This is a genomic window from Streptomyces sp. NPDC087263 (assembly GCF_044744645.1).
GTDB lineage: Bacteria > Actinomycetota > Actinomycetes > Streptomycetales > Streptomycetaceae > Streptomyces.
The window spans coordinates 323,532-330,231 of the sequence record NZ_JBIUYT010000003.1 but is presented as its reverse complement, the minus strand read 5'-3'; the positions used below and the strand labels follow the sequence as shown (position 1 = coordinate 330,231).

Here is a 6,700-nt window from a genome sequence, read left to right as displayed (position 1 = left end):
GCCCCCGCCGCCCCCGGGGGGTCTGGGTGGTGGCCCCGGGCGTCAACCCCCCAACACATTTTTTGGTTTCGCGCGGCCCGGGGGGGGCTCTGGCGGGGGCCCCCCCCCCCCCGCCGGTGGTCGTGGATTTCGGTGCCGAAGGGCGAAACCGGGACGACGCTTCGCGCAAATCGAAGACATATGTCAATCGAACATGCTGAACTTCATCCTAACGAGGGTAACTTGCAGGGCAAGGAACGGTTTTGCAACCACCAGTACCCCGGTGTCGCGTCTAAGCTCGCGGGCGCCGTCACCCCGGCCCCTGGTGACTCCGGACCCTGCAATGAGGAACGGTTCAGCAGCCGGTTGGAGGTGACGCCGTCGTGGCACCCGGCCCCGCACCACACACCCGGCATCTGCGTGTCCACCGGCACCGCGGCCACACCGTGCTGGAACTGCACGGGGAGATCGACATCCTCGCGGCGATGGAGATCACCCCGTTCCTGGACTCCGCGACGGGCGGCCCGGCGCCGCAGGTCGTGATCGACCTGCGGCCGGTCGAGTTCTTCGACTGCTCCGGGCTGCGCCTGCTGTACCGGGCCAGGCGCCGCGTGCTCGCGCGGGAGGGCCGGCTGCACCTCGTCTGCACCCAGCCGCTGACCCTGCGGATCCTCAAGGTGACCGGCCTCACGCACCTGCTGCCTCCGTCCGCCTCACTGGACGAGGCGCTGGGGCAACCCGAGGCCACATCGGGCACCTTCTGACGGCCGTCCGGCCACCCCGGCCACCCCGGCTAGCCCGGCCACCCGGCTAGCCCCTCTTGATCCAGCCTCGGCCTGCACACCATTGGCTGGACAAATCCAGCTTCTCGATCCTGAGCGACGGCAGGAAGTCTCGCTACTGCGCCTGTCTATTCGTTCTCAGGCGTGTCGAACAGGGCGCTGACGGACTCACCGTTGTGAATGCGCCGCACGGCCTCGGCGAGCGCCGGGGCGATGGACAGGACCCGCAGCTTCTCGGTGTGCTCCTCCGCCGGGATCGGCACGGTGTTCGTGCAGACGATCTCCAGGACGTCGGGCTGGTCGCTGAGCCGCTTGAGCGCGCCCGCCGCGAACAGGCCGTGGGTGCACGCGACCCGAATGGAGCGCGGCCGCAGCTCCCTCAGCCGGTCGAGGAGTTCGAGGACCGTGCTGCCCTTGGCGATCTCGTCGTCGAGGACGATGACGTCCCGGTCGGTGACCTCACCGATGACGGAACTGATGCTCACCCGGTCGTCGGCGAACCGCTGCTTGGCGCCCGCGGCCACCTGGGCGCCGATCAGCCGCGCGAAGTGGGCGGCCTCCTTGGCGTTGCCCAGGTCCGGCGAGACGACCGTCGTCCGCGACAGGTCGTAGTGGCGGAAGTGCGCGGCCAGCTCTCGCAGGGCGTGCAGATGATCGACCGGCACGGAGAAGAACCCGTGCACCTGCGGGGAGTGCAGGGTCATCGCCAGCACCCGGCTCGCACCCGCCGCCACCATCAGATCCGCGACCAGCCGCCCGCCGAGCGAGATCCTCGGCATGTCCTTCTTGTCCGAGCGGGCGTACGAGTAGTGCGGCATGACCACCGTGATCCGCCCGGCGGACGCGCCGCGCGCCGCGTCGCACATCAGCAACAGCTCGACGAGATTCTCCTGCACCGGCCTGACCAACGGCTGCACCAGGAAGACATCGCGCTCCCGGCAGTTGGACTGGAGCTGCACTTCCAGACAGTCGTTGGCGAACCGACTGGTGCGGCTCGGGCTGAGGGGCACACCGAGATGCGCACAGACCTCGGCGGCCAGCTCGGGATGGGCACTACCGCTGAACACGGCGATATCACGCACGGACGCTCCTCGCATGATCGAACAGGATGCGCCGCCGGTCGGCATGATCGATCCGGGATGCCTGCCTCATGCTACTGGGCCGCGCCGGGTGTCCCCACCGGGGGAAATCCGGTTGCGGACGACCACCGGTGACACGCGTCACCGACTGGTTACCGTTCGACGTCGAGGGCGTCCGGGCACGAACCGTGTCCTGCTGAGCTGCGCACAGTGTGTCGGACAGATGCGGTACAGCCTGTAAGACGCGGCGGGTCCCCGGCGTACGCGAGCTGCCAGGTACGTACAGGGCCGTAAGCCGCGCCGGACGGGCCCCGCGCATCCGTCACCGGAACCTCCACCAACAGGTCGGCCTACCAAGGGATTTGAGGGGCATCCGGTTAGCAGAAAGGGAGGACCGTAGACATGACGACGTCCATCAAGCGCTTGCCCGGGTGGGCGAAGGTGCTCAGCGCCTTCGTGCTGGTGCTCGTGGTGCTGTTCGCCGGCCTGCGACTGGCCGTTCTGCCGGGGCTGCGCGATGTGTTCGGCACCGAGACCAACGACCGCAGCGGCCCCACGCTCCTCAAGTCCATCCAGGACATGAGCCGTTACGACGCCGCCTCAGGGAACTTCCAGGTGGTCGTGGATCTGGAGAAGGACGCCAAGTACCTGCCGGACGCGCTCCGCGGCACCCGCACCCTGTACGTGGGTGCCGGCACCGTCGACTCGTATGTCGACCTCGGCAAGATCGACGACAAGGACGTGACGGTCAACGAGGACCGTACGTCGGCCACGCTCCGGCTGCCGCACGCGGCGCTGGGCAAGGCCGCGCTCGACCCCGACCACTCGTACGCCGTCTCCAAGCAGCGCGGTCTCCTCGACCGGATCGGCGACATCTTCTCGGACAACCCTAACGGCGAGCAGGCGGTGCAGAAACTCGCGGTCGAGCACATCAGCGATGCCGCGAAGGACAGCCAACTCACCGCGCGGGCCGAGGAGAACACCACGAGCATGCTCAAAGGCCTGCTGACCTCGCTCGGCTTCACGGAGGTGAAGGTCACCTACGCCGCGTGAGTCGCGCCCCGGCGCGAAGCTCATCAAGTCGCCGTGCCCTTCGACATCGACTCCCCCATCGCGGGTAGTCGGCATTATCCACAGGCAGTTGAAATATGGAGGATCGCATGCTGCGTACGGCGTTGCGTGCTCGGACCGCGAAATCGGGTCGCCAGCCGTCCACGCGGAAGCAGGAACGGGGACGAGAGCCGGCACGGGAGCGGGGAGCGCTCCCCCTCCCCGTACGGCTGTTGGTCATGCTGCTGGCCCTGGGGGCGATGGTCGCCTTCGCCGCCGCACTGGCCCGGGTGACCCTGGAGCCGTCCCCGGCGTCAGAGGCGCTGATCCACACCAATCTGCACCCCGGCCGTTCCCTGAACGCCTATCTCAACCAGCCGGAGATGCGCGACGCCTTCAGGCAGATCGGCGGGAACATTCTGCTCGGTGTGCCCTTCGGGCTGCTGCTGCCCGTGCTGGCGCCCAAGACCCGGGGAGTCCTGCGCGTCCTGCTGCTGACGGCGGTGGTCATGCTGCTGGTCGAGATGCTCCAGGGGGCCCTCATCACCGGGCGCGCCTTCGACATCGACGACGTGATCCTCAACACGACCGGGGCGCTGGTGGGTTATCTGCTGCTCGGGCGCCGGCTCGGGCGGGCGGTGCACGGGCGTCGTCGCACCCGAAACACATCCAAGAACGCCTGAGGCGGCAGTGTGAACAATAGGTCCGGACCAGGACCTTGACACCCCCTTACCTCACTTCTTAAATCAAGAGGCAAAGCATGTACCCCCCACCTCAGTCGACCCGCCCCTCTCTCCCCGGGTCGCGTACAGAAGGGAGAGTCGTGGTTTCTCCGCGCCTGCTCCGAAGATGCCTCTTTGCCGCTCTGTCGGCCGCCCTCGTGGCCTCCGCCGCCATCGCTCCCGCGCAGGCGGGTCCCGCAGCGGTCGATGACGTGTCGGCCGCGGCCGTCACGTTCCAGGACACGTTCGACGGCGCCGCCGGATCGGCCGTGAACTCCTCCAAGTGGCAGATCGAGACCGGCGACAACGTCAACAACGCCGAGCGGCAGATGTACACGTCCGGCAACAAAAACGCGGCGCTGGACGGCCAGGGCCACCTGGTGATCACCGCTCGCAAGGAGAATCCGGCCAACTACCAGTGCTGGTACGGAACGTGCCAGTACACCTCGGCCCGGCTGAACACCTCCGGCAAGTTCACGGCGCAGTACGGCCGTGTCGAGGCCACGCTGAAGGTTCCGCGCGGGCAAGGCATGTGGCCCGCGTTCTGGATGCTCGGCAACGACCTCGGATCGGTCGGCTGGCCCGCGTCGGGTGAGATCGATGTCATGGAGAACGTCGGCTACGAGCCGTCGACCATCCACGGCACGATCCACGGACCGGGATACTCCGGCTCGACCGGTATCGGCGCCGGGTACACCCTGCCGAACGGCCAGCAGTTCGCGGACGGTTTCCACACCTTCGCGGTCGACTGGGCGCCCAACTCGATCAAGTGGTCGGTCGACGGCATCGTCTACCAGACGCGCACGCCCGCCGATGTGGGCGGCAACGCGTGGGTGTTCAACAAGCCGTTCTTCCTGATCCTCAACCTCGCGGTCGGCGGCTACTGGCCCGGCGACCCCAACAGCTCCACCGTCTTCCCGCAGACCCTCGTCGTCGACGAGGTGAAGGTGACCACGAGCGACACCGTGACCACCGGGGTCCCGATCAGGGGCCTCGCGGGCAAGTGCGTGGACGTTGCCGGGGGCAGCTCGACCAACGGCGCAGCCGTACAGCTCTACGACTGCAACGCGAGCACCGCCCAGCAGTGGACGGTCGGCTCGGACGGCACGATCCGCGCGCTGGGCAAGTGCCTCGATATCACCAGCGGCGGCACGGCGGACGGTTCGACCGTGCAGCTCTACGACTGCAACGGGAGCGCCGCCCAGCAGTGGGTGGTCAGTTCGGCCAACGACATCGTGAACCCACAGGCCAACAAGTGCCTGGATGTCACGGGCAACAACTCGGCCAATGCCACACGTCTGCAGATCTGGACGTGCACCGGCACAGCCAACCAGAAGTGGACGGTTGGCTGACAGACCGCCCGGGCGGGCAGGCGGAGGGTCCGGCAGGGTTCGTCCCTGCCGGACCTTTCGTGTTCGCGCCTCCCACAGCAGGGTCAGCGCGGCTGCCAGGTCAGCTTGTCGCCGCCCACCCAGCGCACCACGGCCGGGTCGTCGAGGTCGTGGACCGTGATGCCGTAGGCCGCGGCCGTCGTCAGTACGTCGATGAGCGCCTGAGCCCGGGCGACCACTTCGCCGTCGATCTCCATGATCCGGAACGGCGGTGTCCCCGGCTGTACCCCGAGCACCATGATCCGCGGGTAGGAAAGGTGGGGGCTCGCGATTTCGGTCATGCCTCGAGCGTAGAACGGTTCCCTCCGGTCAGCGGCTGCACACATTGGGCTCCGGGCGCTCCGGCGGCCTCTGGTGCGGCGGGACGGCCGGAGTGGGCGTGTTCGCCCGGCCGGGTGAGCGTTCCCGCTGCCGGCCGACGGCGGCCATCCGCCGTGCGGCCCGGCCACGGCTGGGCAAGGCTTGAGGGGAGGGAGGTGCCCATGGATCCCGTCGAGGCGCTGGACCGGATCGCGTTCCTGCTGGAGCGGGACCAGGCCCCCACCTATCGCGTACGTGCCTTCCGCACCGCTGCGGCCGTGCTGGCGGCGCTTCCCGGGGCCGAGGTGGCGGAGCGCGCGGCGGCCGGGTCGCTGGAGTCACTCAAGGGCGTCGGCCCCAAGACGGCGCAGGTCGTACGCGAGGCGCTGGCCGGTCAGGTGCCGGGCTATCTGGAGAAGCTGGAGCAGGAGGCCGGGGCGCCGCTCGCCCAGGGAGGTGAGCGGCTGCGAGGACTACTCCGCGGCGACTGCCATCTGCACTCCGACTGGTCCGACGGCGGCAGCCCCATCGAGGAGATGGGCAAGGCCGCGGCGCGACTCGGCCATGAGTGGGCGGTGCTCACGGACCACTCGCCGCGGCTGACGGTGGCGCGCGGGCTGTCCCCGGAGCGCCTGCGCGAGCAGCTGGCCGTGGTCGCGGAACTGAACCGGCGATGGGCGCCGTTCCGGCTGCTCACCGGCATCGAGTGCGACATCCTCGACGACGGGTCGCTCGACCAGGACCCGGAGTTGCTGGAGCGGCTCGATGTCGTGGTGGTGTCCGTGCACTCCAAGCTGCGCATGGAAGCGCGGCCGATGACCCGCCGTATGGTCGCCGCCGTACGCAATCCGCTGGCGGACGTGCTCGGACACTGCACGGGGCGTCTGATCACCGGGCGCGGCCGGCCCGAGTCGGAGTTCGACGCGGACGCGGTCTTCGCGGCCTGCGCGGAGTCCGGCACGGCCGTGGAGATCAACAGCCGCCCCGAACGGCTCGACCCACCGCGCCGGCTGCTGCGCCGTGCGGTCGACGCGGGCGTGCTGTTCTCCGTGGACACCGACGCGCACGCCCCCGGCCAGCTCGACTGGCAGATCCACGGCTGCGCGCGGGCCGAGGAGTGCGGGGTGCCCGCGGAGCGCGTGATCACCACCTGGACAGCCGACGAACTGCTGTCCTGGACCAGGGACCGGACGACCCCGGCGCGCGCGAGCGGTCCCTGACATCGCCACACCGCCCCCTAGCGTGTACGTCGTGACGCACGTCACCGATCCCGAGTACGCCCCGGGGAACACCCACGGGTAGTTCTCCGTTGAACAAACCGTGGGTACGGATGGAACAGTGTCCCCGGGCCTAATCCATCGCCCGCAGGGAAGATCGTTCGACTGAAGCCCTGCGGA

General features: G+C 68.9%; 7 protein-coding genes. 5 read left to right on the top strand and 2 right to left on the bottom strand.

Annotation, left to right across the window (positions count from 1 at the left end):
- Nucleotides 1-362 precede the first annotated feature (362 nt).
- Nucleotides 363-743, top strand: coding sequence for an anti-sigma factor antagonist (locus tag ACIPC1_RS10790; RefSeq protein ID WP_402515416.1), 381 nt, complete (start codon nucleotides 363-365; stop codon nucleotides 741-743).
- Between the two features lie 146 nt (nucleotides 744-889).
- Here ACIPC1_RS10790 and ACIPC1_RS10785 read toward each other — a convergent pair whose 3' ends face one another.
- Nucleotides 890-1,843 carry a ribose-phosphate diphosphokinase gene (locus tag ACIPC1_RS10785; protein ID WP_402515414.1) on the bottom strand — a complete coding sequence of 318 codons (954 nt, stop codon included), beginning with the start codon at nucleotides 1,841-1,843 and terminating at the stop codon, nucleotides 890-892.
- Between the two features lie 399 nt (nucleotides 1,844-2,242).
- Between ACIPC1_RS10785 and ACIPC1_RS10780 the strand changes: the two genes are divergently transcribed.
- The 3 genes from ACIPC1_RS10780 to ACIPC1_RS10770 all read left to right on the top strand — a co-directional run bounded on the left by ACIPC1_RS10780 (nucleotide 2,243) and on the right by ACIPC1_RS10770 (nucleotide 4,964).
- The gene (locus ACIPC1_RS10780) at nucleotides 2,243-2,893 is read left to right on the top strand and encodes a DUF4230 domain-containing protein (protein WP_402515412.1); all 651 of its coding nucleotides are present in this window, start codon (nucleotides 2,243-2,245) and stop codon (nucleotides 2,891-2,893) included.
- Nucleotides 2,894-3,000: 107 nt separating this feature from the next.
- Nucleotides 3,001-3,573 (top strand): VanZ family protein, encoded by a 573-nt coding sequence (locus ACIPC1_RS10775; RefSeq protein WP_402515410.1) that lies wholly within the window; start codon nucleotides 3,001-3,003, stop codon nucleotides 3,571-3,573.
- Between the two features lie 140 nt (nucleotides 3,574-3,713).
- Nucleotides 3,714-4,964, top strand: a complete 1,251-nt coding sequence (locus ACIPC1_RS10770) for a ricin-type beta-trefoil lectin domain protein (RefSeq protein WP_402515408.1) — start codon at nucleotides 3,714-3,716, stop codon at nucleotides 4,962-4,964.
- 83 nt (nucleotides 4,965-5,047) lie between these two features.
- Here ACIPC1_RS10770 and ACIPC1_RS10765 read toward each other — a convergent pair whose 3' ends face one another.
- Entirely contained in the window at nucleotides 5,048-5,284 is a 237-nt protein-coding gene (locus ACIPC1_RS10765) for a hypothetical protein (RefSeq protein ID WP_384379127.1), read from the bottom strand.
- Between the two features lie 201 nt (nucleotides 5,285-5,485).
- Between ACIPC1_RS10765 and ACIPC1_RS10760 the strand changes: the two genes are divergently transcribed.
- Nucleotides 5,486-6,523 carry a PHP domain-containing protein gene (locus ACIPC1_RS10760; protein WP_402515406.1) on the top strand — a complete coding sequence of 346 codons (1,038 nt, stop codon included), beginning with the start codon at nucleotides 5,486-5,488 and terminating at the stop codon, nucleotides 6,521-6,523.
- Nucleotides 6,524-6,700 lie beyond the last annotated feature (177 nt).